The 26487-nt window shown below is 71.0% G+C and carries 16 protein-coding genes; 4 read left to right on the top strand and 12 right to left on the bottom strand.

Annotated features, from left to right (window positions below; translation table 11 throughout):
* Positions 1 to 41 precede the first annotated feature (41 nt).
* From KCH48_RS08580 to gcl, 3 genes are all read right to left on the bottom strand, one after another.
* On the bottom strand, positions 42 to 3818 hold the full coding sequence (locus KCH48_RS08580; protein WP_246885035.1) for an SUMF1/EgtB/PvdO family nonheme iron enzyme: 3777 nt from the start codon (positions 3816 to 3818) through the stop codon (positions 42 to 44).
* A 12-nt stretch (positions 3819 to 3830) separates the two neighbouring features.
* The gene (locus tag KCH48_RS08575; protein ID WP_210571682.1) at positions 3831 to 4226 is read right to left on the bottom strand and encodes a CU044_2847 family protein; all 396 of its coding nucleotides are present in this window, start codon (positions 4224 to 4226) and stop codon (positions 3831 to 3833) included.
* Between the two features lie 146 nt (positions 4227 to 4372).
* Positions 4373 to 6157 (bottom strand): glyoxylate carboligase, encoded by a 1785-nt coding sequence (gene gcl / locus KCH48_RS08570; protein ID WP_210571680.1) that lies wholly within the window; start codon positions 6155 to 6157, stop codon positions 4373 to 4375.
* Between the two features lie 231 nt (positions 6158 to 6388).
* Here gcl and KCH48_RS08565 point away from each other — a divergent pair, with 231 nt between their 5' ends.
* On the top strand, positions 6389 to 7072 hold the full coding sequence (locus KCH48_RS08565) for a hypothetical protein (RefSeq protein ID WP_210571678.1): 684 nt from the start codon (positions 6389 to 6391) through the stop codon (positions 7070 to 7072).
* Positions 7073 to 7130: 58 nt separating this feature from the next.
* Here KCH48_RS08565 and KCH48_RS08560 read toward each other — a convergent pair whose 3' ends face one another.
* From KCH48_RS08560 to KCH48_RS08530, 7 genes are all read right to left on the bottom strand, one after another.
* Positions 7131 to 8219 carry a lytic polysaccharide monooxygenase gene (locus tag KCH48_RS08560; protein ID WP_210571677.1) on the bottom strand — a complete coding sequence of 363 codons (1089 nt, stop codon included), beginning with the start codon at positions 8217 to 8219 and terminating at the stop codon, positions 7131 to 7133.
* A gap of 102 nt (positions 8220 to 8321) precedes the next feature.
* Positions 8322 to 10535: a glycoside hydrolase family 6 protein gene (locus KCH48_RS08555; protein WP_210571674.1), complete on the bottom strand. Its 2214-nt coding sequence runs from the start codon at positions 10533 to 10535 to the stop codon at positions 8322 to 8324.
* Between the two features lie 42 nt (positions 10536 to 10577).
* Positions 10578 to 12797 (bottom strand): glycoside hydrolase family 3 N-terminal domain-containing protein, encoded by a 2220-nt coding sequence (locus KCH48_RS08550; RefSeq protein ID WP_210571673.1) that lies wholly within the window; start codon positions 12795 to 12797, stop codon positions 10578 to 10580.
* Positions 12798 to 12903: 106 nt separating this feature from the next.
* Positions 12904 to 14034, bottom strand: coding sequence for a cellulose binding domain-containing protein (locus KCH48_RS08545; RefSeq protein WP_210571670.1), 1131 nt, complete (start codon positions 14032 to 14034; stop codon positions 12904 to 12906).
* 261 nt (positions 14035 to 14295) lie between these two features.
* Positions 14296 to 15327, bottom strand: a complete 1032-nt coding sequence (locus tag KCH48_RS08540) for a LacI family DNA-binding transcriptional regulator (protein ID WP_210571668.1) — start codon at positions 15325 to 15327, stop codon at positions 14296 to 14298.
* Positions 15328 to 15421: 94 nt separating this feature from the next.
* Positions 15422 to 17002, bottom strand: a complete 1581-nt coding sequence (locus KCH48_RS08535) for an AMP-binding protein (RefSeq protein ID WP_246885057.1) — start codon at positions 17000 to 17002, stop codon at positions 15422 to 15424.
* A gap of 14 nt (positions 17003 to 17016) precedes the next feature.
* The gene (locus KCH48_RS08530) at positions 17017 to 18687 is read right to left on the bottom strand and encodes an AMP-binding protein (RefSeq protein WP_210571659.1); all 1671 of its coding nucleotides are present in this window, start codon (positions 18685 to 18687) and stop codon (positions 17017 to 17019) included.
* 257 nt (positions 18688 to 18944) lie between these two features.
* Between KCH48_RS08530 and KCH48_RS08525 the strand changes: the two genes are divergently transcribed.
* Both KCH48_RS08525 and KCH48_RS08520 read left to right on the top strand, forming a co-directional pair.
* Entirely contained in the window at positions 18945 to 21869 is a 2925-nt protein-coding gene (locus KCH48_RS08525; RefSeq protein ID WP_210571657.1) for a helix-turn-helix transcriptional regulator, read from the top strand.
* Positions 21870 to 22070: 201 nt separating this feature from the next.
* On the top strand, positions 22071 to 22862 hold the full coding sequence (locus KCH48_RS08520) for a trypsin-like serine protease (protein ID WP_210571655.1): 792 nt from the start codon (positions 22071 to 22073) through the stop codon (positions 22860 to 22862).
* Positions 22863 to 22965: 103 nt separating this feature from the next.
* On the opposite strand, the gene KCH48_RS08515 is transcribed toward KCH48_RS08520, so the two are convergent.
* Positions 22966 to 24078, bottom strand: a complete 1113-nt coding sequence (locus KCH48_RS08515) for a winged helix DNA-binding domain-containing protein (RefSeq protein WP_210571654.1) — start codon at positions 24076 to 24078, stop codon at positions 22966 to 22968.
* 192 nt (positions 24079 to 24270) lie between these two features.
* Between KCH48_RS08515 and KCH48_RS08510 the strand changes: the two genes are divergently transcribed.
* Positions 24271 to 25413, top strand: coding sequence for a magnesium and cobalt transport protein CorA (locus tag KCH48_RS08510; protein ID WP_210572226.1), 1143 nt, complete (start codon positions 24271 to 24273; stop codon positions 25411 to 25413).
* Positions 25414 to 25555: 142 nt separating this feature from the next.
* On the opposite strand, the gene KCH48_RS08505 is transcribed toward KCH48_RS08510, so the two are convergent.
* Positions 25556 to 26170, bottom strand: a complete 615-nt coding sequence (locus KCH48_RS08505) for a hypothetical protein (RefSeq protein ID WP_210571652.1) — start codon at positions 26168 to 26170, stop codon at positions 25556 to 25558.
* Positions 26171 to 26487 lie beyond the last annotated feature (317 nt).

Genomic DNA, 26487 nt, shown 5'->3' with positions numbered 1-26487 from the left:
GTCGTTCCTTCGCTCGGCGCCGGTCCGGCCGGCGGTCAGTGTCAGTCGGCGGCCGGCCGACAGGTCACGCGGAAACCCAGGTGGTGGAACCGGACCTGCGGATCGAACCACCCACCGGTCAGCAGCGAGGTGGGGCTGAGCGTGCCGGTGGGTCCGCCGCCCTTGACGACGACCCGGGTGCCCCGGTCCACATCCGGCTCCGCGCCGGCCCGGGCACGGCGGCGTGCCCTGAGCGCTTGGCCGCGCTCGGCGGCCGGGTCGGCAACCGGCGCCGCGGGCAGGTCGCGGAACTCCAGCTCGGTCGCCGACAACAGGTCGATCGAGGTGCCGCACCACTGCCACAGCACTCCAAGCAGGTCGTGGACGCCGAACCGGGTCGGGGCAAGCATGCCGACGGGCGCGGGGATCTCGTCGTAGGCAGCCAGCAGGCCGCGCACGTCCGCGGCGAGTTCCTTCGTCCGCTCGATGATCTCGACGAGTTCCGCGGGGGCCGGATCGCGGGGGCGCCGTGCCAGGCCGGCCATGGTCGCCATCAGCTCCAGGACCCGGTCGTCCCCGTGCGCCGCACGGTCCCACTCGAGTGCAGACGGCAGGCGGAAGACGTGCCCGGGGTACCGGTGGGTGAGCCAGGCACAGTAGGCGGACGCCTCGAAGAAGTTGACGCCGGTGACAGGGTGGTTGGGGCGGTTCACCACGGGGTTGCGCCAGTACCGGGGGTGGTGGATGCCCTCCCGCTCCCGCCAGTCCAGGCCGTTCTTGCTCCACCAGTCCGGTTTGCGGTAGCCGCCATCGTTGACGAACTCGGCGAACTCCATCACCGTCACTGGGTGCCGCCCGATGCGGAAGGCGTCCGTTCGCTCCGTGGCGGGGATCTCGACCATGCCGTCGAGGGGGCGGTCGACTGTGATCCGGGGGTCGTGGCGGCCCAGGGCCCGGGTGTCCTCGATGCGGGCGGCGAGGGTCTTGGAGTTCCGGGCGGACGCCTTGACTCGTTCGCCGAGCGCACGCGCGGTGAACGCGCCGATGCCGGGCGCGTGGAGCAGTTCAAGGGCGCATTCGTGGGCCAGGCGCGGTTGCCCGTGCTCGATGAGCACGCCGACCACCCGCCGCGCCTCCCGTTCGGGCAGGAGCGCGGCGAGGAACAGGCAGACGCCACGCCACTCCCCCGCCGCCCAGTCGTCCTCGTCGAGCCGGCGCAGGTACTCCCAGAGCAACGGCTCCACGCGCCTGGACTCGCGGATCCGCGCGGCGAGATGAACGGCCGCGAAGTAGTCCCGGAGGGTGGCGGAGGTGAACTCGACGACGTCGCCCGTCGGATGCGGGCACAGCAGGCCGAGCAGACGCGCATCGGCGGCGAGATCGTGCTCGCGCTGCGTGCGGACCCTCCGTCGGCGTCTGCGCGACACCAGCAGCTCGCACGCCGTCTCGGGCAGCCAGAGGGCGAGTTCGGCGGGCTGCTCGCCGACCGCCCACCGGACGCCGTCTTCGGTCGTGGCCCGCGCCGGGCGTCCGTTCCGGGACGCGCGGCGGGCCCGGAGTTCCAGATGGCCTTCCACGATCGTCCTGAGGTTGGCGTCCCGCAGCTCGTCCCCGACGGGCGCCGCGTCGCAGAGCAGTTCCAGCAGATGGGGGTTGCGGATGTGGCCGGAGACGGGGCGGTCGAACGCCGTGAGCAGCTCAGGCAGCGACGGGTGGCCTCGGCGTCGCTTCACGAACAGCTCGACCTGCCGTTCGTCCAGATCGCGCAGCCGTGCCTGTGCCCACTTCAGCCTCCGCGCGAGCCGCTCGCCCCGCGCGGCCAGCAGAATCCCGGCGTTCGCGGCGTCCCGCCCGAGCGCGGTCACCTCCTGGGCCAGACGGTCGTGTACAGCGGTGGGGAGCCGATCGGCGTCGTCGAGGAGCAGCAGGACGGGTGAGCCGAAGAGGTCGCGCAGCCTGTCGACGGAGCCGAGCCGGCTCAGGAGGGCGTGACAGGCGAGCTTGCCGCGGACGTCGCCGTGCTCGAACCAACTGAACTCCTCGCGGGCCAGGTACCGGTCGATGCGACGGTGGAGGGCGAGGACGTGAGCTGGCTGGGCGGCGCGGGCCTCGGGCTCGCCTTCCTCGCTCTCTTCTTCCTGCTCCTCGTTTCCGTCGTGCTCCGGTGAGGCGTCCAGCGAGACAAAGAGGGGCACGTAGGTGACGGTGTGGGTCGCGTCCTGGGTGAAGTGGGGGATGGACCAGCGGTGTTCGATGTCGGTGAGGGCCGTGGACTTGCCCGAGCCGGCCGGGCCGGTTAGGACCCCACGGGACAGCAGGGCGGGAAGGTCCGTTGTCGAGGGGGCGAATCCGACGACGGTGTCCTGTTCGGCGACGCCCGGGTGGGGCCAGACGTCGGCGGCGAGCGACACGAGGAGTTGCTGACCGGGCGCGGTACGGCAGTGCGCCTCCAACCGGTAGGCAATCTCGTAGAAGCCCGCCTCGGTGAGGCCGCGGGCCAGGGCGATGAGCTCCGGCTCGGTCCACGTCCGCCGGCGGGCCGCATCCGTCGCCCGGCCGGCCAGGAGACCGGCGAGGACCGACGGCAGGACCACGCTGTTGGCGTGCAGCAGCGGCCGCAGGATGTCCTGGGCAGGCAGCGGCCCGCCGAGGAGTTGCTCGCACTCCCGCACGCGGTAGGCGTAGGCGGGCGAGAACAGCTGCTCGGAGCGGTGCACCTCGCAGGCGTCGAGGTCCAGTAGGGGCATGACGTACTGGGGCAGTCCCAGGGCGACACGGTGTCCTCGCTGCGCGGCCCAGCGCAGCAGCTCCCGAAGCAGGGCGGAGGTACGAGCCGTGTCGACCTGGCCGAGCCCGACGGGATGCACCGCGGAGAAGTCGACCAGGAGCAACCCGGATCGCAGGCTGCCGAGATCGGTGGGGCCAGCGGTACCGGAGCCGTCGCGCGCCGGCGGTTCGGGGTCGAGCAAGCTCTGACCGTCGATCCAGTGCACGGGGCGGTCATCGGCGGCCAGCGTGGCGAGGGCACGTTGGGCGTCCTGGGGGAAGTCCGTGACGAGCGCGAGCGGCCGACCCGAGCGCGGCGGCTGGTCCCAGGTGACGCGCAGCTCGGCCGACGTCACCGGCGACCCACCACCCGGAGTGTCCCGGAACTCCAGCGGTCGGGTTCGGCCGTCCGGGATCGTGGGTGTGGGCTTGTCCCGCACCCACGGCGGCGGGCCGCTGTGCGCGGGCAGGCCGCCGGGGGGCAGAAGCGGTACGAGGTCCTCCGTGCGGGCCACCCAGACGGAGTCGCGCAGCCAGTCGGGGCTGTTGTAGCGCTCGGAGACCACACCGACCACGGCGTCGTCGTACTGCCTGCGGACGGGAGCCCCGCTCATGCCGCGCATCAGGTCTTTGGAGGAGACTCGGCCGAGGGCGATGGTGTCATCGCGCAGGGCACCGCCGGCCCAGGTGCCGGGGGCGTCCACGTAACGCTGGCTGCGTGCCGTATCCGGCACCACGGCGTGCCCGGTCACGACCACCAGGGTGCCCGTCTGCTGCTCGTCGCTGAACCGCAGCCACCCGATCGAGGCAGGCAGGGGCAGCTCCCGGCGCAACACGGCGAGATCGTGCTCCGGGTCGATCCGGAACACCTCAGCGAGCGCCGGGGCCTGGCCGCCCGCGGGAAGCCCGTCCACGGCGACCGTGTCGCCCAACCGGCCGGCACCGACGTCGTCCAGCACGTGCCAGGCGGTGGCTAGCACACCGGGGGACACCTGGAAGCAGGTTCCCGCGGGCTTTCCGTCAGCCGTCAGCACACGGCCCAGGTAGGCCGGTACGCGCCCCTCCCCCGACATCCTTGCCGCGCCCTATTCCGACGGCTCCGGTCGCGGGGAGGCACCGGGCCCCGGCCGTAAGGGGCTGGCCGACGGCTCTGTCCCGGGTCGGTCGTACGACAGCGTCACCTGCAGGGACGCCTGGGAGCCGACACCCGCCACCACGATGCCGCCCTGTGCGGTGAACGACAGCCCGAACTGCACCTCCACGTGGTCGGGCCGCACCGCCCGCTCCCCCATGGCGGCCAAGGTGCCCGCCAGTTGGGAGGCGAGCGCCGTGATCGTCTCCTGCGCCCGGTCGAACGCCTCGACGACCCGTTGCCCCGCCTCTTCCAGGCGACCCGACGTCCGCTCCGAGCCCGGCACCGGCACGGTCTCCACCAGCACCTCGACGCCGCCCACCCGGGTCGGCACCAACACACCTGCCATGGAAGAACCCTGCCACACGCGAGTGCTGCGCGGGCAGGGTTCGGCGACACCGAGTGCTCAGATCGTCACACCCGGTCGATCGGGCGTTCGGGGCGGCAACTGGAGCATGACGAACACGACTTGAACGCCGGACCTTCGCCGCCGAGTCAGACCTTCAGCGTCTTGATCGACGTCGGCGCATGGCCCGGCTCGGTCGCCAGCTCCTCGAACTCGACGACGTTGCCGATGTCGTTGGTCGTCGACATGGAGATGTTGGTGACCCGCTCCAGGATCGCCTCGACGACCACCGGCACCTGGAACTCGGCGGCGAGCTTCTTGGCCTTCTCCAGGGCCGCGCCCAGTTCGTTCGGGTCGGTCACCCGGATCGCCTTGCAGCCCAGGCCCTCGGCGACCTTGACGTGGTCGACGCCGTAGACGCCGATCTCGGGCGAGTTGATGTTCTCAAACTCCAGGTTGACCTGGAAGTCGATCTCGAACGCCCGCTGCGCCTGACGGATCAGGCCCAGGTAGGAGTTGTTGACCAGGACATGGACGTACGGGATCTTGTGCTGCGCCCCGACGGCCAGCTCCTCGAGCATGAACTGGAAGTCGTAGTCGCCGGAGAGCGCCACGACCTGTGCCTCCGGGTCGGCCTTGGCGACGCCGAGCGCGGCCGGGACGGTCCAGCCGAGGGGGCCCGCCTGACCGCAGTTGATCCAGTGCCGCGGGCGGTAGACGTGCAGCATCTGGGCGCCGGCGATCTGGGAGAGGCCGATCGTGGAGACGTAACGGGTCTCCGGGCCGAAGGCCTTGTTCATCTCCTCGTAGACACGCTGCGGCTTGATCGGGATGTCGTCGAAGTGCGTACGGCGCTGGAGGGTGGCCTTCCGCTCCTGCGCCGAGGCCGCCCACGCCGAACGGTCGGGCAGCATCCCGGCCGCCTTCAACTCCCGTGCCACGGACACGAACAGCTCCAGCGCGGCCTTCGCGTCCGACGCGATGCCGTAGTCCGGCGCGAAGATCTTGCCGATCTGGGTGGGCTCGATGTCGACGTGGACGAACTTACGGCCCTCGGTGTAGACGTCGATACGGCCCGTGTGGCGGTTGGCCCAGCGGTTGCCGATGCCGAGGACGAAGTCGGACTCCAGGAAGGTCGCGTTGCCGTAGCGGTGCGAGGTCTGCAGGCCGACCATGCCGGCGTTCAGCTCGTGGTCGTCGGGCAGGACGCCCCAGCCCATGAGCGTGGGGACGACCGGAACGCCGGTCAACTCGGCGAACTCGACGAGGAGTTCGGCGGCGTCGGCGTTGATGACTCCGCCGCCGGCCACGATCAGCGGGCGCTCGGCCGCGTTCAGCAGTCCGATCGCCTTCTCGATCTGGGCGCGGGAGGCGGCGGGCTTGTAGACCGGGAGGGGCTCGTACGTCTCCGGGTCGAACTCGATCTCCGTCAGCTGGACGTCGATCGGCAGGTCGATGAGGACGGGGCCGGGGCGGCCGGACCGCATCAGGTGGAAGGCCTGCTGGAAGACGCCGGGGACCTGCGCGGCCTCCAGGACGGTGACGGCCATTTTCGTGACCGGCTTGGCGATCGAAGCGATGTCGACGGCCTGGAAGTCCTCCTTGTGGATCACGGCGGTCGGGGCCTGGCCCGTGATGCACAGGATCGGGATGGAGTCACCGATGGCGGAGTACAGGCCGGTGATCATGTCGGTGCCGGCGGGGCCGGACGTACCGACGCAGACACCGATGTTGCCGGGGTGGGTCCGGGTGTAGCCCTCCGCCATGTGCGAGGCGCCCTCGACATGCCGGGCGAGGGTGTGCTGGACACCGCCGGAGGCCTTGAGCGCCGCGTAGAACGGGTTGATCGCCGCGCCGGGGACACCGAACGCGTTGCTGACGCCCTCGCGCTTGAGGATCTCGACTGCCGCGCGGGCAGCGGTCATACGAGCCATGGAGTACTCCTGCTTCGGCTGTCGGTTCGCACTCCCGTCGCGCCCCGCGGTGAGTACTTCCGTTCAGTTTCCGTATAGTGGATTCCGTATAGTGGAATTAGTTTTCTACTATCTGGAATCAATGTAGGTGGGGCGGGGAAGGGCAGTCAAGAGACGGACAAGCAGGCGTTTCTGGAGGACGATGGCCTCGCTGTCCCGGTGTGCGGTCGTGATCTCGTCCTGGAGTGGGCCATGTCCGAGAGCGTGTCGGTACGCTGCCCCGCCTGTCGGCGCGAGCAGCTCTACTCGGCGCCGTCCTATCCGTGCGCGTGCGGGGCGCCGGTGCTCCCGCCGCTCGATCCGGCGGGGACCGCGACGGCCGTCACCCACCAGGTCTGGGACGAGCAGTGGGTCACCGTGCGCTGCGCCGCGTGCGGCCGCAGCGACCAGTGGCCGCGTCCGGAGCTGGGCTGTCCCTGCGGGACGCTGCTGCGGGTCCCGGTGGCGCGGACGGATGCCGAGGGAACGCCGGCCGAGCCCGCGCCGCCCGTCCCCCGCCGCGCTTTCACCCCGGTGACCATCCGCACGGCCCGCGACGCGGTCACCGCCGCGGCCCTGTATCTGCGCTGGCTCGGCTACCAGGACATCCGCCGCGCGGACCAGCGGCCCCCGTCCGGCATCGGCCTCGCCGCCCGCGGCCTGCTGGCCCAGGTCGATCCGACCGTACGCCCGGCCTCACTGCGGGACGTGGAGTGCCTGTGGCTGACGGCTATGACGGAGTCCGCCGGCTGCGTCTACTTCTCCCTCGCCGGTTACGCCACGGACGCCCGCACCCGCGCCGACGACCTGGGCGTCCCGCTCTTCGTCCTCGACCTCACGGGCACCCCGCAGCCGGTCAACGGCCACGCCGACGCGCTCGACTCCCCCGCGGGCTGACACGGCAGCGCCGGCCCCCGCGGTACGGGAGCCGGCGCTGCCGGGACACGAGGGCCCGTTACGGGGTGACGCAGCCGATCGAGCCGACCGGCAGGTCGTTGCCCGTGGACGTGGCGGTGAAGCCGAAGGTGACGCTGCCGTCCGGGGCGACGGTCCGGTTGTAGTCCATGTTCCTGACCGTGACCGTGCCGTCGGATCCGGTACTGAGCGCACCGTTCCAGACACTGCTGATCCGGGTGCCGGGGCCCGGCTGCCAGCGCACGGCCCAGCCGTTCTGCGCTGCCGTGTTGTGGTTCATGACCTCGACGGAACCCTGGAAGCCGCCGTTCCAGGAGTTCGTCACCGAGTACACGGCCATACAGCCGGTATGCGGTTCGGTCGGGGTCGGGGTGGGAGTCGGCGTGGGCGTCGGGGTGGGGTTGCCGCCCGGGTCACGGATGCCCGTCACCTCGCCGTTGCCGCCGTCGAAGACGATGTCGGAGCAGGAGAAGAAGTTCTCCTGGCTGTCCGACCGCACCCACTGGATGAACAGCACCGCGTCACCCGAGCGGCCCGAGGGCAGGTTCAGGTCCCAGAAGTAGTGCCCGGACTCGCTCCCCGGCGAGCCCGACTGGGACGGGTTGGTGACGGTCTGGATGAGCTCCAGGTCGTCCCAGCCCAGCGCGGTGGTGGGCGAGTAACCGGGCTTGGACAGGTAGACCCGGAAGTCGCCCGGGTGCGCCGCCCAGTTGCTGTACCGGACGCGCATGCTCTTCCCGGAGGTCAGATGCGTGCGGGGCCAGTCGGCGCGGGTGGCGTTGTAGCCGGTGAAGTTGTACGGGGAGCGGTCACCGGCGCTGCACAGCTTGCCGTCCGGTACATAGCCGGGGCCGCGCCCACCCGCGTTGGAGTCGAGCACGGCGAACCAGTTGTACAGCGCCGTTGCTCCGCTCTCGGCGAGCGCGGCCTTGCACGCCGGGTTCGTCGGGTCCAGTGCGCCGGTGCCGGTCTTGGCGTCCAGATAGCAGAGATAGGTCCGCGATCCGGGCATCATCGCCACGCCGTGCGCCTGCGCGCTGCCCTGGCCGAGCAAGGCCAGGCCGAGCCCGCTGAGCAGGGTGGCCAACACCGCCGCCCAGGAGAGAAGCCGGTTTCTGCGTCGAACCATGGTGCCTCCTGTCGTTCGTCGTAGCCGTCCGCTGTGGAGCCCCCGCCCGCCCGGGGAAGAAGTCGCTCCGGGCGGGCGAGGGAGTGTGGGGAGGCACGCGGATCAGGCGGGCGGCGCGCCCCAGGCCAGGGTGGTGCCGAGGTAGCCGGGCATCGCCGGGGCGTCGCTGTACGACGTGGCGGTGGTGCGGCTGTGGTCGTCGGCCTCGTTGAACGCGGACCAGTCGGACTTGGCCATCCGGAGCTGGATGTCACCGGTGTCCCGGCCGGCGGCCAGCGAGCCCGCCGAGAAGCCGACCTCCAGGTAGGCGTCGGCGCCCGCCACCGGCGTACTCAGCGGGACGACCCGCAGCTTGACGTTGGAGCAGCCGACCGCGGCGTAGTCGCACCAGGCGCTGACGGTGGGCGAGCCGCCGTCCCGGGTGAAGTAGTAGCGGGCGGTCACCCCGGTCAGGTCGAGGGCGGCGCTGCCGGTGTTGGTGATCCTGAGGCCGGGACGGATGGCGTTGTCGGTGGCCGAGGAGTCGTTGTTCTTGTAGGCGACCTTGAGACCGCCCGTGGGGTCGGGGCCGCCGCCGCCCGTCTCGGTGGTGACGCTCAGCGCGGTGGAGGCGGCGGAGACGTTCCCGGCGGCGTCCCGGGCGCGGACGGTGTAGCTGTAGGCCGTCGCGGCGCTCAGTCCGCTGTCCGTGAAGGCGGTGCCGGCGGCCGGCGCCGAGCCGACCCGGGTGCCGTCGCGGTACACGTCGTACCCGGTCACGCCCACGTCGTCGGTGGCCGCGGTCCAGGCCAGGGAGACGCTGCTCGCGGTCTTCGCCGTGGCGCGCAGCCCGGTCGGCGCGGTCGGGGCCGTGGTGTCGCCCGGGCCGGTGCCGCCCGTGGGAACGGCCGGGTACGCGTTGCGCACCAGCATGGAGAACTGGTTGTGGAACCAGTGACCGGCGAGCGGTGCGTCGGGCAGCGCCCCGGTCTTGTTGCCGCCGGCGTTCGGCGCGGTGTAGTCCGGGTCGCACATCGGGTCCGCGCGCTTGCCCTCCTCGTTGGGGATGTCCTCACTGGCCCCGTCGGACTCCCCCGGCGGCTTGACCCACAGGAAGGCGTCGAGGTGCGAGTCGGGGTGGCCGGAGGGCGCGGCCTGCGGCGGCTGTCCGATCCCGGCTCCGCTCGCGTTGCACCACAGTCCGCGGTGGGTGCGGCGGTCGACCTTGGACTCGGTCACGTAGGTGTCGAGGGTGGTGCTGGTGCTCTCGGCGGTGGGCCGGCCCGAGCCGCCCCAGCCGTTGCGGGAGGTGTCGACCACCATGCCGGTGGAGGCGGGCCAGCCCGCCGAGACCAGCGCCCGGTGAACGTTCTTGGTGAAGTCCGACTCGTCGAAGTTCGGGTTCCACTCGTAGTACTTGCCCGACCTGACCATGTTGCCACCGACGGTCTTGTTCGGGTCGGTGAGGAACGGCTCCTCCAGCGGCGTGTAGTTGGCGACGTTGGTGATCAGCCCGTCGACGCTGTTCAGCCCGGCCGCGGTGCCCCTGGCCACCTCGGTGTACTGCTGCACGGTCTGGGTGAGGTTGTTGTCCCAGCCGAGCCAGCCGGAGTGCGCGTAGTCCAGGTACGTGTACACGTTCGGGATGGCGTGCAGCTTGTCCAGGGCGTACTGGATGCCGTTGACGTACACGCCACTGCTCTTGGCCTGGGCGCATTCGGGGTCGGAGGCGTTGGTGACCAGGTTGGGCAGGCTGTCGGGCTCGACGACGGTGGTGATGCGGATGTCCTGGTACTTGGGGTTCTTGAAGACGCTCGCGATGACGTCGATGTACTCGCTCTTGTAGCGGTCCAGACCCGCCTGGGTGAGCGGGAGTTCGCCGCTGGAGGCGAGGGCGGCGCAGTCCCGGCCGGGCAGGTCGTACACCACGAAGGTCGCGGTGATCGGCTGTCCGGGCTTCTTCTGGGCGAGCGCCAGGTCGAGGTGGTCGGCCAGGCTCTTGCGTCCCGCGTTGGCCTCGCCGCCGTGGATGGCCGCGATCCGGTCCAGCCAGACGGCGGTCGGATAGCTCTTGATCTTCTCCATCTTCGCCTTGAGCGTGGCGTCGGACGTCTGCGCGATGGAGGTGTCGACGTGCTCCGCGTAGTCGGGGTTCAGGTAGAAGGTCGCCCCCGCGAAGGGGTTGTCGACGTGTGCTTCCGCCGCTGCCGCGGGCTGTCCCGCGATCTGGCCGGCCACCCCGAGCATCAGGGTGGCCAGGGCGGTGGCCAGGGCCGCCGACCGTCGTCGGCGCGTGCGCGGCAGCGAGGCGCCGTCGGCTCTGGTCGGGTTGGTCATCGTGCCCTCCTCGGTGGTACGTGCGGATGTGCCGGTCGTACGTCAGGAGCCGGTGCACTGCGGAGCGGGCGTGCCCGCGCCGCCGTTGGCGGTGAAGCCGAACGAGGTGGTGGCGCCGGGTGACAGGGCGCCGTTGTGGGCGGCGTTGCGGACGGTCGCGCGGCCCTGGGCCACGGTCTGGGAGCCGTTCCAGAGGCTGGTGACGGTGGAGCCGTTCAGGTCCCAGGCGACGGACCAGCCGGTGAGCGGGCCGGTGCCGCTGTTCTTGACGGTCATCTCGCCCTGGTAGCCGCCGGACCAGGACGAGGCGACCTTGAACTGGGCGGTGCAGGCCTTGGGTTCGGGCTCGGGGTCCGGATCCGGGTCCGGGTCGGGGTTCGTGCCGTACGTCAGCCCGTGCCCGTACGGGAAGAGCGGACTCTTGCCGTCGCCGTCGTTGATGGGCTGCTGGGACGCGCCGCGCATCCACGTCATGGGGAGCTTGCCGGTGGGGGCGTGGTCGCCGAAGAGCACGTCCGACACGCCGTTGCCCTCGGTGCCGGGCAGCCAGGCGGCCAACAGGGCCTTCCAGTCAGGCAGTTGGGCGGCGACGTCGAGCGGCCGCCCGGAGACCAGGACCACCACGACGGGCACCCCGCTCGCCTTCAGTCGGGCAAGGGTCTGGAGGTCCTCCTGGTCGAGCCCCATGCTCCCGGGCCGGTCGCCGTGCATCTCGGCGTACGGCGTCTCCCCGACGACCGCCACGGCGGCCGTGTAGCTGCCGTCGATGCCGTTGCCGTAGCGGTCGTACGTGATCCGGGACGGGTCGGTCGCGGCGGTGCGCAGGCCCTGGAGGATGGTGGTGCCCTCGGTGACCGGCCCGCTGCGGCCCTGCCAGCCCAGGGTCCAGCCGCCACTCTGGTTGCCGATGTCGTCGGCGGACTTGCCGGCGACGAACAGCTTGGCGTTCTTGGCCAGCGGCAGCACGCCGCCGTCGTTCTTCAGCAGCACCTGCGACTGCCGTACCGCCTGCCGGGCGAGCGCCCGGTGTTCGGCGGATCCCACCGACGAGGTGTACGAGCGGTCGGTCAACGGCCGTTCGAACAGGCCTAGTTGGAACTTCTTGGTGAGGATGCGGCGGTTGGCGTCGTCGATCCGCTCCTGGGCGATCCGCCCGGCGGTCACCTCGCCGCGCAGCAGGCCGAGGAACTTCTTGTAGTCGTGCGGCACCATCACCATGTCGACGCCGGCGTTGACGGCCGTGCTGATCTCGGCGCCGGTGAAGCCGCTCTGCCCGTCGAGCTGGTCGACCGCGGCCCAGTCGGAGACGACGAAGCCGGAGAAGCCCAGCTCGCCCTTGAGCACGTCGGTGACCAGGTACTTGTGGGCGTGCGATTTCACACCGTTCCAGCTGCTGTACGAGAGCATCACCGAGCCCACGCCCCGCCGTACCGCCTCCTGGAAGGGCGGCAGGTGGATCGCGCGCAGCTCGGCCTCGGACAGCTCCGTGTTGCCCTGGTCGACGCCCCCTGTGGTGCCGCCGTCGCCGAGGTAGTGCTTGGCGGTGGCGAGCACCGAGGCCGGGTCGCCGCCCGGGCTCGCGCCCTGCATGCCGGTGACGAACGTCGCCATGGACGTGGCCAGTTCGGGCTTCTCCCCGAACGACTCGTAGGTGCGGCCCCACCGGTCGTTGCGGGCCACGCACAGACAGGGCGCGAACGACCAGTCGATGCCGGTGCCGGCTACCTCCTCGGCGACCGCGCGTCCGACGCGCTGGACCAGCGCCGGGTCGCGGGTGGCGCCGAGGCCGATGTTGTGCGGGAAGAGCGTGGCACCGCGCACCGCGTTGTGGCCGTGCACCGCGTCGATGCCGTAGATCATCGGGATGCCGAGCGGGGTGCCGAGGGCGGCGCGCTGGAGGGAGTCGTAGGTGTCGGCCCAGGTCTGGGCGTTGTTGGGGCTGACCGTCGAGTCGCCGCCGGAGAGCACCGAGCCGATCCGATAGGTGGCCAGGTCGGACTGCGGGACGAGCGCGTCCTTCTCGATCTGCGTCATCTGCCCGAGCTTGTCGTCGAGCGTCATCCGGGAGAGCAGGTCGTCGACCCGCTCGGGCACCGGCAAGGACGGGTCCTGGTACGGGAGGGCCGCGGTGGCTGTCGGGACCTCGGTGGGCCGGGCGGCGGCGGGCGGGGTGGCGGCCAGGCCGGTCAGGGCGACGGCTGCGGCGCACAGCGCGGCGACGATCGTGGGGCGGCGGGTGGACAGCGTGCGGCTCGGACTCATCACGGGCCTTTCCGGGTGCGGGCCGGAGGGGCGAGGAAGGGGCCCGCCCCGTCGGTGCGGGAAGCGGGGCGGGCCCACGGGGGGCCGGTGCGGGGCACCGGCCGGGTCACGCGCTGGTGCAGGCGGTTCCGTTCAGGCTGAACCCGGTCGGCTGCGCGAACGTGCCGCTGTAGGTGCCCTGGAATCCGAAGCTCTGGCTGCCGCCGGAGGCGATCTGCGCGTTGTGCGCCACGGGGCTCGCCGTGACCGCGCCCGTCGAGCCGGACAGGGTGGTGTTCCAGGAGTTGGTGACGCGCTGCCCGGAGGGCAGGGTGAGGCCGAGCTTCCAGTTGTCGACGGCGCGGGAGCCGGTGTTCTTGACCGTGACGTCGGCGGTGAAGCCGCCCTGCCAGACGTTGGTCGCGTACGTCACCTGGCACGCCGTCGCCGGGTCACCGGGGCCGCCCGGGTCGCCGCCGCCGGTGTTGACGGTGGAGGAGAAGGAGTTCACCGCGAGCCCGGCGCCGTTCTGCCACGGCTCGAACCCAGCCTGGATGCTCGTCAGGTACCAGTTGTTCTGCGCCAGGCCTCGCGCGACGGCCTGGTCGACGAAGTCCATGACGTCGAAGTTCCAGCTGCTGATCGCCGAGGGAGCGACGAAGGAGATCACGTCGTTGGAGCCGTTGCTGCCGGTCCACACCTCCCAACTGCGGCCGCCGACGGTGGCGTTGCCCACCGGTGAGCCGATCGGCTGGACCGGGCCCACCCGGTTGAACCAGATCATGATCTCGGTCTGGTTGACGCCGTCGGTGCGCGGCGTCGGGTCCAGCCAGATGTCGTACGAGGCGTTGTACACGGCGCCCGAGACATAGCCGTAGGAGATGCTGCTGGGCGCGCTGGAGATGGCGCTGACCTGCGCCGGGAGCTTGGTGCCCGGCGAACAGTTCGTGTAGTGGCAGCCGTTGAAGACCGACGGGTACGACTTCGGGGCGCCGTTGGTGGGTACCGAGCCGTCGGCCTGGGTGACTCTGAAGCCGGTGTCGGTGGCGGTGACGCACTGGGTGGCGCTGGTGCCCCAGCGGTTGTTCTGGACGACGTAGCGGTCCTGGATGACGGCAGAGCCGTACTGTTCGCAGATCGTGGTGTCGGCCTGGGCCGGCGGTGTCGCGACGAGGAGTGCCGCGACGGCGGCGAGAGCGGAGAGCAGCGCGGCGAGCAGGCCGCGCGCGGGGCGGGGACGGTGCGGTAACAGTCGCATGCGGGTGCCTCTCTCGGAGGTGGCGCCGGGTTCGTCGGGCCGGTTCGGGAGCGCTCCCACCTCCCCACGGATGGGAGCGCTCCCACCTCACCGGTGGGTCCGGACTTTAGGAGTCCGTCCATGTTCCTGACAACCCTGCGCGCGCGAATGTGTCGAAAGGATTTCGAAGTCGCAGGTCAAGCGAGGCCAAGGAACAACGCCTGCGCGAGGTCACGAGAGTTGGGAGCGCTCCCGAAACATTCGAAGCGTTCAGGGTCGGTCTCAGGCCGAGTCGCGGACCACCAGCCGGGTGCGCAGGATGACATGGCGCCAGGCCACCTCGGGCTGCCCCGTCTCCTGCAGCTCCTCCATCAGCAGCCGCACCATGGTCTCGCCGATCTCCTCCAGCGGCTGGCGGACCGTTGTCAGCGGGGGTTCGGTGTGCTGGCCGAGCGGGAAGTCGTCGAACCCGATCACCGCGACGTCCTCGGGCACCCGGCGGCCGGCGGCACGCAGCACGCCCAGCGCCCCGGCGGCCATGGTGTCCGAGGCGGCGAAGACGGCGTCCATGTCCGGGTGCTTCTCGAGGAGTTCGGCCGTCGCCCGGCGCCCACTGGCCTCGGTGAAGTCACCCTCGACGACCAGCGAGGGCAGGGGATCGAGGCCCGCGGCGGCCAGCGCTTCCCGGTAGCCGCGCAGCCGGCACTGGGTGACGTACATGTCGAGCGGCCCGGTGACGGCGGCGATCCTCCTGCGGCCACCGCGCAGCAGGTGCACGACCGCGCCGCGGGCGCCGCCGACGTTGTCCGCGTCCACGTAGGTGATGTGCTCGTCGCCCGAGCGGCGCCCGAGCAGCACGGTGGGCAGTCCGGCCTCGGCGAGCATGTCGGGCAGCCGGTCCTCGGCGCGCACGGACATCAGCAGGACGCCGTCCACCCGCCCGCCGCGCGCGTACTCGACGAAGCGCCGCCGCTCGGCGTCCGTGCGGACCAGGGTGAGCAGCAACTGCACCGAGGTGTCGGCGAGGGCGTCGCCGACCGACTGGACGATCTCCGAGAAGAACGGCTCCCCGAACAGCCGCCAGTCCCGCTCCGTCATCGCCAGCGCCACGGCGTCCGCGCGCCGCCCGGCCAGCGAACGGGCCGCCAGATTGGGCACATAGCCCAGCTCGGCGATGGCCCGCTCGACGGTACGGCGCGTCGACTCCTTCACGCCCGCCGCGTTGTTGATGACCCGCGAGACGGTGCCGCGCCCGACACCGGCGAGGGCCGCGACCTCCTCCAGCGTCGGCGACCCAGGGCGCTGCCTGCCCATAACCACCCCCAGGGCACCTGATCTTAGAGCCTGCCCCACCCCGGCCGGACAGGCTCTGAGGGCCACGCCCCGCTGTGATACACCCCGGCCGGGATCAGTCGGCGTACCGCTCCCGCAGCTCGATCTTGCGTACCTTTCCGGACACCGTCATCGGGAAGGAGTCGAGGACCCGCACCCCGGCCGGGATCTTGTAGTGGGCCAACCGCCCCTCGCAGAAGGCCCGGACGTCCTCCAGCGTCGGTGGGTCGGCCGGGTCGCGTGGGATGACGCAGGCGAGGACCTCCTCGCCGTAGCGCTCGTGCGGTACGCCGACCACCTGGACGTCCGCGATCTTGGGATGGGCGTAGAGGAACTCCTCGATCTCGCGCGGGTAGATGTTCTCGCCGCCCCGGATGATCATGTCCTTGATGCGGCCGACGATCTCGACGTAGCCGTCCTCGCGCATCACGGCGAGGTCGCCGGTGTGCATCCAGCGGGCGGCGTCGATGGACTCGGCGGTCTTCTCGGGTTCGTTCCAGTAGCCGAGCATCACGCTGTAGCCGCGGGTGCACAACTCGCCCGGGACGCCACGCGGTTGGGTCGTGCCGTTCGCGGGGTCGACGATCTTCACCTCGATGTGCGGGAGGACGCGGCCCACCGTGCCGGTGCGGTGCTCCAGGTCGTCGTCGATCCGGGTCTGGAGGGAGACCGGGGAGGTCTCGGTCATGCCGTAGCAGATGGAGACCTCCGCCATGTGCATCTCCGCGACCACCCGCTTCATCACCTCCACCGGGCAGGGCGAGCCCGCCATGATCCCGGTGCGCAGCGACGAGAGGTCGTACGTGGCGAAGTCCGGGTGGTTCAACTCCGCGATGAACATGGTCGGTACGCCGTACAGCGAGGTGCACCGCTCCTGCTGCACCGCCTCCAGGGTGGCCTTCGGGTCGAAGGACGGGGCGGGGACGACGATGCACGCGCCGTGCGTGGTGGCCGCCAGATTCCCCATGACCATGCCGAAACAGTGATAAAACGGCACGGGGACGCAGATCCGGTCCTGCTCGGTGTACGCGATCGACTCACCGACGAAATAGCCGTTGTTGAGGATGTTGTGGTGGGACAGCGTGGCCCCCTTCGGGAAGCCCGTCGTGCCCGAGGTGTACTGGATGTTGATGGGGTCGTCGCAGGACAGCTCCTCGAACGCGGCAGGCGTTCCCCGCGCGATCAGCGCGTCCCAGCTCGGGTCCCCGATGAACACGGTCTCCCTCAACTGCGGGCACGTGCCCCGCACTTGCTCGACCATCGCCCGGTAGTCGCTCGTCTTGTGACGGAGGGAGGCGAAGAGCAGGGAGATGCCGGCCTGCTTGAGGACGTACTCGACCTCGTGGGTGCGGTAGGCCGGGTTGATGTTCACCATGATCGCGCCGATGCGGGCGGTGGCGTACTGGACGAGGACCCATTCGGGACAGTTGATCGCCCAGATCCCGACCCGGTCACCCTTGGCGACCCCGCTCGCGAGCAGCGCGTACGCCAACTCGTCGACGTCAGCGGCGAATTGGGCGTACGTCCAGCGCCGCCCGGACGGCACGTCGACGAGCACCTCCCGGTCCGGCCATGTGGCGACCGCGCGGGCCAGGCTGGCGCCGATCGTGTCGCCGAGCAGCGGGGTGTCGCCGGTCCCGTGGGTGTACGAACTCAACGAACTCGATGAACTCACCGGAAGTCCTCCTCGCGGTACTCGGCGTCCGAACCGGCGGCGGTGGCCTCGCGCAGTTCGATGCGGCGGATCTTGCCGGAGACGGTCTTGGGCAGCGGGGCGAACTCCAGGCGGCGGATGCGCTTGTAGGGGGCGAGCGTCTCCCGGGAGTGCTCGAACAGCACCTTCGCCGTGTCAGGACCCGGCTCCCAGTCCGCCGCCAGGACGACGTACGCCTTCGGCACCGCGAGTCGCAGCTCGTCCGGTGCGGGCACGACGGCGGCCTCGGCGACCGCCTCGTGCTCCAGCAGGGCGCTCTCCAGCTCGAACGGGGAGATCTTGTAGTCGCTGGCCTTGAACACGTCGTCCGCCCGGCCGACGTAGGTGATGTACCCGTCGGCGTCCCGGGAGCCGATGTCTCCGGTGCGGTAGTAGCCGTCGGCCATCGCCTCCGCCGTACGCTCCGGGTCGCCGTGGTAGCCGGTCATCAGGCCGACCGGGCGGGCCGAGAGGTCGAGGGCGATCTCGCCCTCCGTGGCGCCGGGTGCGCCGGAGGCCGGGTCGAGGAGGTCGACGCGGAAGCCGGGGCTGGGGCGGCCCATGGAGCCGGTCTTCAGGGGCTGGCCGGGGCTGTTGGAGACCTGGACGGCTGTCTCGGTCTGGCCGAAGCCGTCGCGAATGGTCACGCCCCAGGCCCGGCGGACCTGCTCGATGACCTCGGGGTTCAGGGGCTCCCCCGCCGCCACGGCCTCGCGCGGCGGGGTGCGCAGCTGGGTCAGGTCGGCCTGGATGAGCATGCGCCACACGGTCGGCGGGGCGCAGAACGTGGTCACGCCCGCCCGGTCCATCTCCGCCATCAGCCGGGCCGCGTCGAAGCGGGTGTAGTTGTGCAGGAAGACGGTCGCCTCCGCGTTCCACGGCGCGAACAGATTGGACCAGGCGTGCTTGGCCCAGCCCGGGGAGGAGATGTTGAGGTGCACGTCGCCGGGTTTGAGGCCGATCCAGTACATGGTGGCGAGGTGCCCGATCGGGTACGAGGCGTGGGTGTGCTCGACGAGCTTGGGGCGGGCCGTCGTACCGGAGGTGAAGTAGAGCATCAGCGGGTCGTCGGCGCGGGTCGGGCCGTCGGGTGTGAAGTCGGCGGGGGCTTCGTAGGCCTCCTCGTACGACAGCCAGCCCGCGGGCGCGTCGCCGGCCGTGATGCGGGTGTAGTCGCCGGGCACCTCGGCGAACTTGGCGGTGTCCTCGGGGCGCACGATCACCTGCCGGACCCGGCCGCGCTCGACCCGGTCCCGCAGGTCGGCGGGGCCGAGGAGCGGGGTGGCCGGGGTGACGACGGCCCGCAGCTTCATCGCGGCCAGGGCGGTGATCCACAGCTCCGCCTGGTTGCCGAGCATGACGAGGATCCGGTCCCCGGCACGGACGCCCCGCCCGCGCAGCCAGTTGGCGAACTGGTCGGAGCGCACGGACATCTCACCGAAGGACATCCGGACCTCGCCGCCGTCCTCCTCGACGATATGCAGCGCGGTCCGGCCGTTGCCGTGCGCGATGACGTCGAACCAGTCGAGCGCCCAGTTGAAGTGATCCGGCCGGGGCCAGGTGAACCCCTCGTACGCGGCGGCGTAGTCTTCGCGGTGCTCCAGCAGGAAGTCCCGCGCCCTGCGGAACTCCTCCGTCGGCGTCGTCATCCGTCCTCCTCATGACCGGCACCTGGCCGGGCGGCTCCCCGACCTGCTCCAGGTCTCCCTACCCCCGCCGGTACGCCGCTGTCACGCGCCTGGACCGAGCCCGCCGCGACGACCACTATTCATTCACTCGTGCTTTGAATTTCCCTATGCTCCACCCCCGCTGCTCACCCTTGTTATTTCCCTCACCTCGTCGCACGTCCGAATTTCAAAGACCCGTTGCCTAATATTGGCCCGGACACGACACACGGAGGGGAGCGGTGACCGTGCGACGGGACTTCAAGGAGCCTGCCAGATGCCGCCCCGACCTGGTCATCGGCCGGGAGGAGCAGGTCGCTCAGGCACGTGAGCAGCTCGGCCGGGGCGGCAGCGTGCTGCTCCACGGTCCCGCCGGAATAGGAAAGTCGACCCTCCTGCGGGCACTGGCCGCGCAATATGCCGAAGCGGCACGGACCGTGTTGCGCTGCTCGGCCACCGAGTCCGAATCCCATCTCCCCTTCCTCGCCCTGGCCGACCTGCTCGGACTGGCCCTGGACGAGGTGTCCGAGCAGCTGCCCGCCGCCCAGCGCACCGCCCTGGAGTCGGCGCTCACCGGCCGCGGCGAGTCCACCCTCCAGCGCGACGGACTCGCGCTGCGTCTGGCGGTGCTGTCCGCGCTGCGCGCTCTCGCCGCCGCGGGCCCCGTCCTGATCGTCGCCGACGACCTGCAGTGGCTGGACCCGGCCAGCGCCGAACTCCTCGGCTTCGCCGCCCGCCGCCTCGGCGACACCCCGGTGCGGATGCTGTGCGCGGTACGGACGGAGGGCCAGGAGTACGACCGTCATCTACGCGCGTCCCCACCGGACACCCTCGCGGTCCGCCTCAACCCGCTCTCCCGCACCCAGGTCTCCGACCTCCTCGACCACCGCGGCTACACCGGCCTGTCCCGGTCCACGGTCCGCGAGATCCACCGCACCAGCGGCGGCAACCCGCTGTTCGCCCTCGAACTGGGCCGCGCGCTCGCCGAGAGCCCCGCCCGCCCCCGGCCCGGCGAGCCGCTGCCGGTGCCGACCTCGCTGCGGGCCCTCGTCCTCAGCCGCCTGGAGAACCTCTCCGACGAGGTCCGCCACACCCTGCTCGTGGCCAGCGCGGGCGCCCGCCCCACGCTGGCCCTGCTGCACGCGGCCGGCCGTGAGAACGCCGAGGCCGAGACCGCCCAGGCGGCGACGCTGGGCCTGCTGGCGACCGAGTCCGAGGGTCCGGCCGTACGGTTCGCGCATCCGCTGATCTCGGCCGCGCTGTATGCGGAGGCCGCCGCGCAGGAGCGGCGGGCCGCGCATGTCGCGCTGTCCACCGCGGCCTCCGACCCGATCGAGCGGGCCCGGCATCTGGCCCTGGCGACGACCGGCACCGACCCGGAGGTGGCGGCCCGGCTCGCGGAGGCCGCGACCCTGGCCCGGGACCGGGGCGCACCGTCCGTGGCCGCCTCCCTCGGACTGCTCGCGGCCCGGCACACCCCGGCGGACGGCGAGCCGACCTCTGAGGTGCTGCGCCTGCAGGCCGCCGAGGACGCGATCACCGCCGGGGATCTGGACCTCGCCCGGGACATCGCCCGGGAGGTGCTCAGCCGGACGACCGTGCCCGAGGACCGGGTACGGGCCTGGATCATCGTGATCGACACGGCGGGCCACGCCATGACCGAGGTCGACTCGGTCTTCCCGCAGGCCCTCGCCGACGCGGGCGACGACCCGAAGCTGCTCGCCCTGATCCACTACCAGCTCGCCTGGCGGGGCCTGCTGGTGGAGGGCGACTTCGACGAGGCCCGCCGGGCGGCGGCGTACTCGGCGGAGCTGGCCGAGCGGGCCGGCGACCGGTACACGGAGCTGATGGCGCTCTCCTTCCAGGCCCAGATCGAGACCCTCATGGGCCACACGAACGCCCCCGCGACCATCCGGCGCGCGCTGACGGAACCTCAGGACCCGCGGGTGGCATGCCATCACAACGGGGCCGGCTACTCCCGGTTCCGCTGGCTGATCATGAGCGATCAGCTGGCCGAGGCCCGGGCGACGGTCACCGCGCTGCTGCGCGAGGTGCGGCGGCGCGGCTCCGTCGAGAGCGAGGTGCACTTCCTGCGCGGCGTGGCCGAGACCGAACTGCGGTCCGGGCACTGCGGCCGTGCGCTGGACCTGGCCCGGGAGGGTCTGCGGCTGGCCCGGGACAGCGGGATCGGCGAGGTGGCCTCCGCCGTCCTCACCTCGATCGCGGAGGCCTCGGGCGGCGAGGTGGACCGCGCGCTGGCACTGGCCAGGGAGGCGGTCGAGCACGCCGAGGAGGGCGGCGACCAGGTGTACATCTCCCGGGCCCTGGCCGCCCTCGGGTACGCGCAGTTGGTCGCCGGGGACGCGCCGGCCGCGGTCCGCTCACTGCGGCGGGTGCGGGAACTGGAGCAGGGGCTCGGCATCACCGACCCGGCGCGCGGCCGCTGGCACGGCGACCTCGCCGAGGCGCTGGTGCGGATCGGCGAGCCGGCCGAGGCGCAGGAACTCATCGACGTCACCCGCGAACAGGCGATGCGGCTCGGCCGCGAGAGCGTGCTCGCCGTACTGGACCGCGCGGAGGCGCTGGTGCGGGCGTCACGCGGTGAACACGACGCCGCCGTCGCCCAGTTGACGTCGGTCCAGGACCGGCTCGCCAAGCTGGGCTACGGCCTGGAGGAGGCCCGGACCGCGTTCGTACTGGCCTCGCTGCGCACCGGGCGGCCCGGCCAAGCCGAAGGGGCGCGCCTGTATCGAGAGCCCGAGCGCGCGGAGGCCCGAAGGGCTGAGCACGGTCGGGCTCTCGATACAGGCTTCGGCGCCCCGCAGGCGGACCGAAAAGACACGTCGTCGTACGACGAGGCGGCTCGGCTGTTCCGCCGGTGCCGGGCGCTGCCGTGGCTGCGGCAGGTGGACGCGGCGGCGGACGCGAGCCCGCCGGAGCCCGTCGTACAGCCGCCGGTCGCGCTCGACGGGCTGGAGGGCCTCGCGTCGATGGAGCGTCAGGTCGCCGCGCTCGTCATGGAGGGCGCGACGAACCGGGAGATCGCCGGGCGTCTGTTCATCAGCGTCAAGACGGTCGAGGCGACCCTGACCCGGGTCTACCGCAAGCTGGGGATCCGTTCGCGCGTGGATATCGTCCGACTGGCGGCAGGACGCCGCGCGAAGTGAGACCGGTGCGGGTTTACTGGGCGCGACCGAGGGTTTTCCCTCCCCAACTCCCTTAGGGGGTTCCCTCATTGGGAGGAGCCTGTGCGCCCCCCTAGCGTATGGCCATGCCGCTCGCCCGGGCATACGGAGGTCGGTCCCGAGACCCCCGTGCAACCCCCCACACCCGTGCGACCCCCCACCGGCAACCTCTTGAGGAGACTCATGTTCGGGCTCACCCGTGCCACGAAGACCGCCGCCGTCGTCACGGCGACCGCTGCCGCCGCCGCAACAGCGCTGCTGGCGGCCCCCGCCGCGGTCGCCGCCCCGCAGCCCATCGTGGGCGGTACGACGACCACGACGACGGCGTACCCGTTCACGATGCAGATCACGGACGCCTCGGAAGACCAGTTCTGCGGCGGCACGCTCGTCTCGGCCACCAAGGTCGTCACCGCCGCGCACTGCATGGCCGGCGAGAGCGCCGACGACGTCAGAGTCGTCGGCGGCCGCACCTACCTCAACGGCACGAACGGCACGGTCAGCGAGGTCACCGACATCTGGGTCAGCCCCGACTACACCGACGCCACCAACGGCGACGACGTGGCGGTGCTGACCCTGGCCACCTCGATGCCGTACACGACCGCCCCGTATGTCTCCGCCGACGACACCGACGTGTACGCGACGGGCGCCACGGCCCGCATCCTCGGCTGGGGCACCACCTCAGCGGGCGGCAGCTCCTCCAACCAGCTGCGGACGGCCACGGTGCCGCTCGTGTCCGACTCCAGCTGCGGCAGTTCCTACGGTTCGGACTTCGTCCAGTCCGACATGGTTTGCGCCGGTCATGAAGCCGGCGGCGTCGACACCTGCCAGGGCGACAGCGGCGGTCCCCTGCTCATCGGGGGCGTCCTGGCAGGCATCACTTCCTGGGGCGAGGGCTGCGCGGCGGCCGGTTACCCGGGTGTCTACACCCGGCTGACCACGTTCTCGGACGAGGTCACGGAGCAGATCGGATCGTGACCCGGCAGTTCTCCTGAGCCACCCCTCAGGTGAAAGACCAGGGGGCGTTGCGGGCTTCCACGAGCAGCCCGCAACGCCCCCTGCCCATGTCACGGTTCCTGACTCACGGCTGCGGGATCACGGTCCCGAAGCGGATGTCGTACGCCGTGTCCTGATGCATCGTCCGGAGCATCCGCGCTCCCTCCTCCGTCACCTCGCCCCGCTGGGCCTTGGTGAGCTTGCCGAAGGGCTCGATGACGAGGGCGCCGTCGAGGATCCGCCACACGCCCGCGAGGAAGCCGTCGACGAGGAACGGGCAGTAGACCGTGTTCACCTGCCAGGTACGGCCCCGGTTCGGCGGCGGCACCACGCGGGTGCGGTCGGCGTGGGAGAGGAGCAGGTTGTCGAACTCGGGCAGGAAGCGGGGCGGGGCCGGGGTGTCGGGGTCGGGGCGGGGGGCGTCGGGGAGGTCGAAGAGTTCGACGCCGTTGTCGTCCCGGAAGGTGGCCAGCTGAGGGCGGAGGCGTTCGAAGGCGGGGCGCATCCGGGTCAGGCCGCACCAGGTCTGCATGTCCTTCACGGAGGCCGGCCCGAAGGCGGCGAGATAGCGCAGGACCGTGGCGTCGGCGGAGGCGGCGGGCTCGGCGGGGCGGTCCAGCCAGTGCTCGACGGTGGTGAGGGAGACCTGGCCGCTCCTGCCCCACAGTCCGCGCGGGGTGACCTGCACGAGGGGCAGCTTGCAGCGGGCGGCGACGGCCAGGGACTGCGGGTCGGCGCCCGGCCACTCGACGCTCAGCGCCTCACGCAGCTGTTTCATCGTGCGCGGCTCGTCCTCCACGAGTTCGCGGGCGAGTACGGCGAGCCGGTCCAGGTCGACACCGACGAGGCCCTTGCGGAAGTAGTTGATCTCCCGGTCCCGGGCGGGCTGCACCAGCGGGCGCAGGGTGAGGCTGTCGTCGGCGGTGTGCAGATGGATCGTCGAGCGCATGGTGACGATACGCACCACCTCACGGCGCTCCAGCAGCCCGGACAGCTCCTCGGGCGTGAAGCCCTCGAGCCTGGCGGCGAGCGCGTAGTACGGCGGCTTGACCTCCTGGGCCTGGAGGCCGACAAAATGCTCCACGGCCGCCCGCGCGGTCAGCGGCGAGCGGCGCAGCAGCAGCTGCCGGTCGAGGGTCGCGCGGTTGAGGGCGCGGGTGCCGAGCACAGGGGCGGTCGCGGAGCTCGTCTTCGTCATGCTCCGCACGCTAGCGCCGCTTGCGGACACCTTCTGTCCGCAACGCTCACCCGGTCCCCTACCACCCGCCCGCCCCGATGTCGTATGCCCCGTATATCCTGCTCCGTGATCAACCGATCCGCTGGAGCAGGACCGGCAGGGACTGGCAGAGACCAATAGGGATCAGCAGGGGACCAGCAGGGAGGTGCCGCCATCGCCGCGAAGAACTCCAGGAAGTCCGTCTGGCGCCGCGCCCTGAACCACCAGTCGCCGTCACCGGAGACAGAGCCCGAGCCCGGCCCGTCCTCTCCGGCGTCGGCGGACACCCCCGAACCGGGCAGCGTCGTCCAGGCCGTCCTCTACCAGGACGGCATCCGCGTCTCCTCCCCCGCCACCCTCGCCGAGACCTACCGCGAGCTGCGTGAGAAGCCGGCCGGCATGGCATGGATCGGCCTCGCCCGCCCCACCGAGAGCGAACTCCTCTCCCTCGCCGCCGAGTTCGACCTCCACCCCCTCGCGGTCGAGGACGCGATGGAGGCCCATCAGCGCCCGAAGCTTGAGCGTTACGGCGAGACGCTCTTCGTCGTGCTGCGGGCGGCCAGATATCTCGACGCGCCGGAGGAGGTCGACTTCGGCGAGCTGCATGTGTTCGTCGGCCCCGACTTCGTGATCACGGTCCGCCATGGCGCGGCACCGGACCTGTCGGCGGTCCGCCGGCGCATGGAGGAGTCACCGGACCTGCTGAAACTGGGCCCGGAGGCGGTGCTCTACGCCATCCTGGACGCGGTGGTCGACGGCTATGTGCCCGTCGTCTCCGGCGTCCAGAACGACATCGACGAGATCGAGACGGAAGTCTTCGGCGGCGACCCCGAAGTCTCCCGCCGCATCTACGAACTCTCCCGCGAAATGGTCGAGTTCCAGCGCGCCACCCGCCCCCTCGTCGGCATGCTGCACGGCCTGATGGCCGGCTTCGCCAAATACGGCACGGACGAGGAACTCCAGCGCTACCTCCGCGACGTCGCCGACCACGTCACCCACACCAGCGAACGCGTCGACGGCTTCCGCCAGGCCCTCACGGAGATCCTCACCGTCAACACGACCCTGGTCACCCAGCAACAGAACGCGGAAATGCGGGCGTTGGCGGAGGCGGGGTTCGAGCAGAACGAGGAGATCAAGAAGATCTCGTCGTGGGCGGCGATCCTGTTCGCCCCGACGCTGGTTGGGACGATCTACGGCATGAACTTCGAGCACATGCCGGAGCTGCACTGGGTGTTCGGCTACCCCTTCGCGATCGGGCTGATGGGGATCGTTTGCGTCAGTCTGTACGTGATTTTCAAGCGACGGGACTGGCTCTAGAGTCAGGCAATCGCTCCTCAAGCCACTCGCGCTGCTCCCCTGACCAGGTCTTGGACAGTGACATCCATGGGCCACCTGGTGGGTCAGGCCACTACGAACCGCGGCCTGACCACCCGACCGGGCAACGTTCCCGGTCACAGCATCAGCCGATGTTGAAATCGAGATTGGTCACGTACCAGGCGTCGGCGATCTTGGTGGACTCCATCTTGACGTCCAGCTGCCCTGACTCCAACCCGGTGGAGTGAGACAGGATGATCTTGTCGAGAGGCTGTCCGTCGACGGTGACCTTGTCGGCGGGGACCATCGCCTTGTCGCCGGTGACCGGGACGGTGGCGACTTCCACCTTCGGGTTGTTCGTGGGCGGCTCGGGCATGAACGACGTACGGAACTTCCCGATGTTCTTCTGCATTTGCCGCACCTCAGGCGCATTGCTGTTGCACCTCGACGGGGTGCCGGCTCGCGCGGGCGACGAATCGGCGGCGGGTTCGCCCATCAGCAGGCACGCCTGCTTCGGCTGACCCTTGATGACCGCGGTGACCCACGCGGCAACCGCGCCCTCGGCTGTGGACTGGCGGACGGCTGACGGCTGCGTCGCCGCCGAACCATCCTGCTGCTTCTCCTTGTTCGCCTTCTCCGAGTCGGCCGGGGCCGAGCTGCTTGCGGCGGGCTCCTTGTCCGCGGCGGAGCCCGTATCGCTCGAGCATCCCGTGAGACCCGCGACCATCGCCGCTGGCGCGCCCACGGCGATCCAGCCCACGGCCCTCTTCCTATGGCTCACTAACACCGTTCCGGCAGTCCTTCCCCTAGACACAGATACGCCTCGATGGCACCCCGACGCATCTCCCGTCGAGGTACCGCATCGACCATGGAGACGGAATGGGCAACGAAACGGTTCGTCGTTGGAGCGTTGATATATGCGCGCCGGTCGATCACCGCGCCCGCAGGCGTGTCGCCGCCTGCGGAGACCAGCAGTGTCACCGCTCGGTCAGGCCGCGGACGCGAACCAGGTGCCGCAGAGGTGATACGGCATCAAGCCAAAGTGCCACAAGCTCGGTTGGTCGCCTTCCGTGATCG

This window comes from Streptomyces sp. GESEQ-4, assembly GCF_017948455.1.
Taxonomy (GTDB): Bacteria; Actinomycetota; Actinomycetes; order Streptomycetales; family Streptomycetaceae; genus Streptomyces.
Note: the sequence above shows the minus strand (reverse complement) of the source record. Positions and strands in the feature narration are given on the sequence as shown.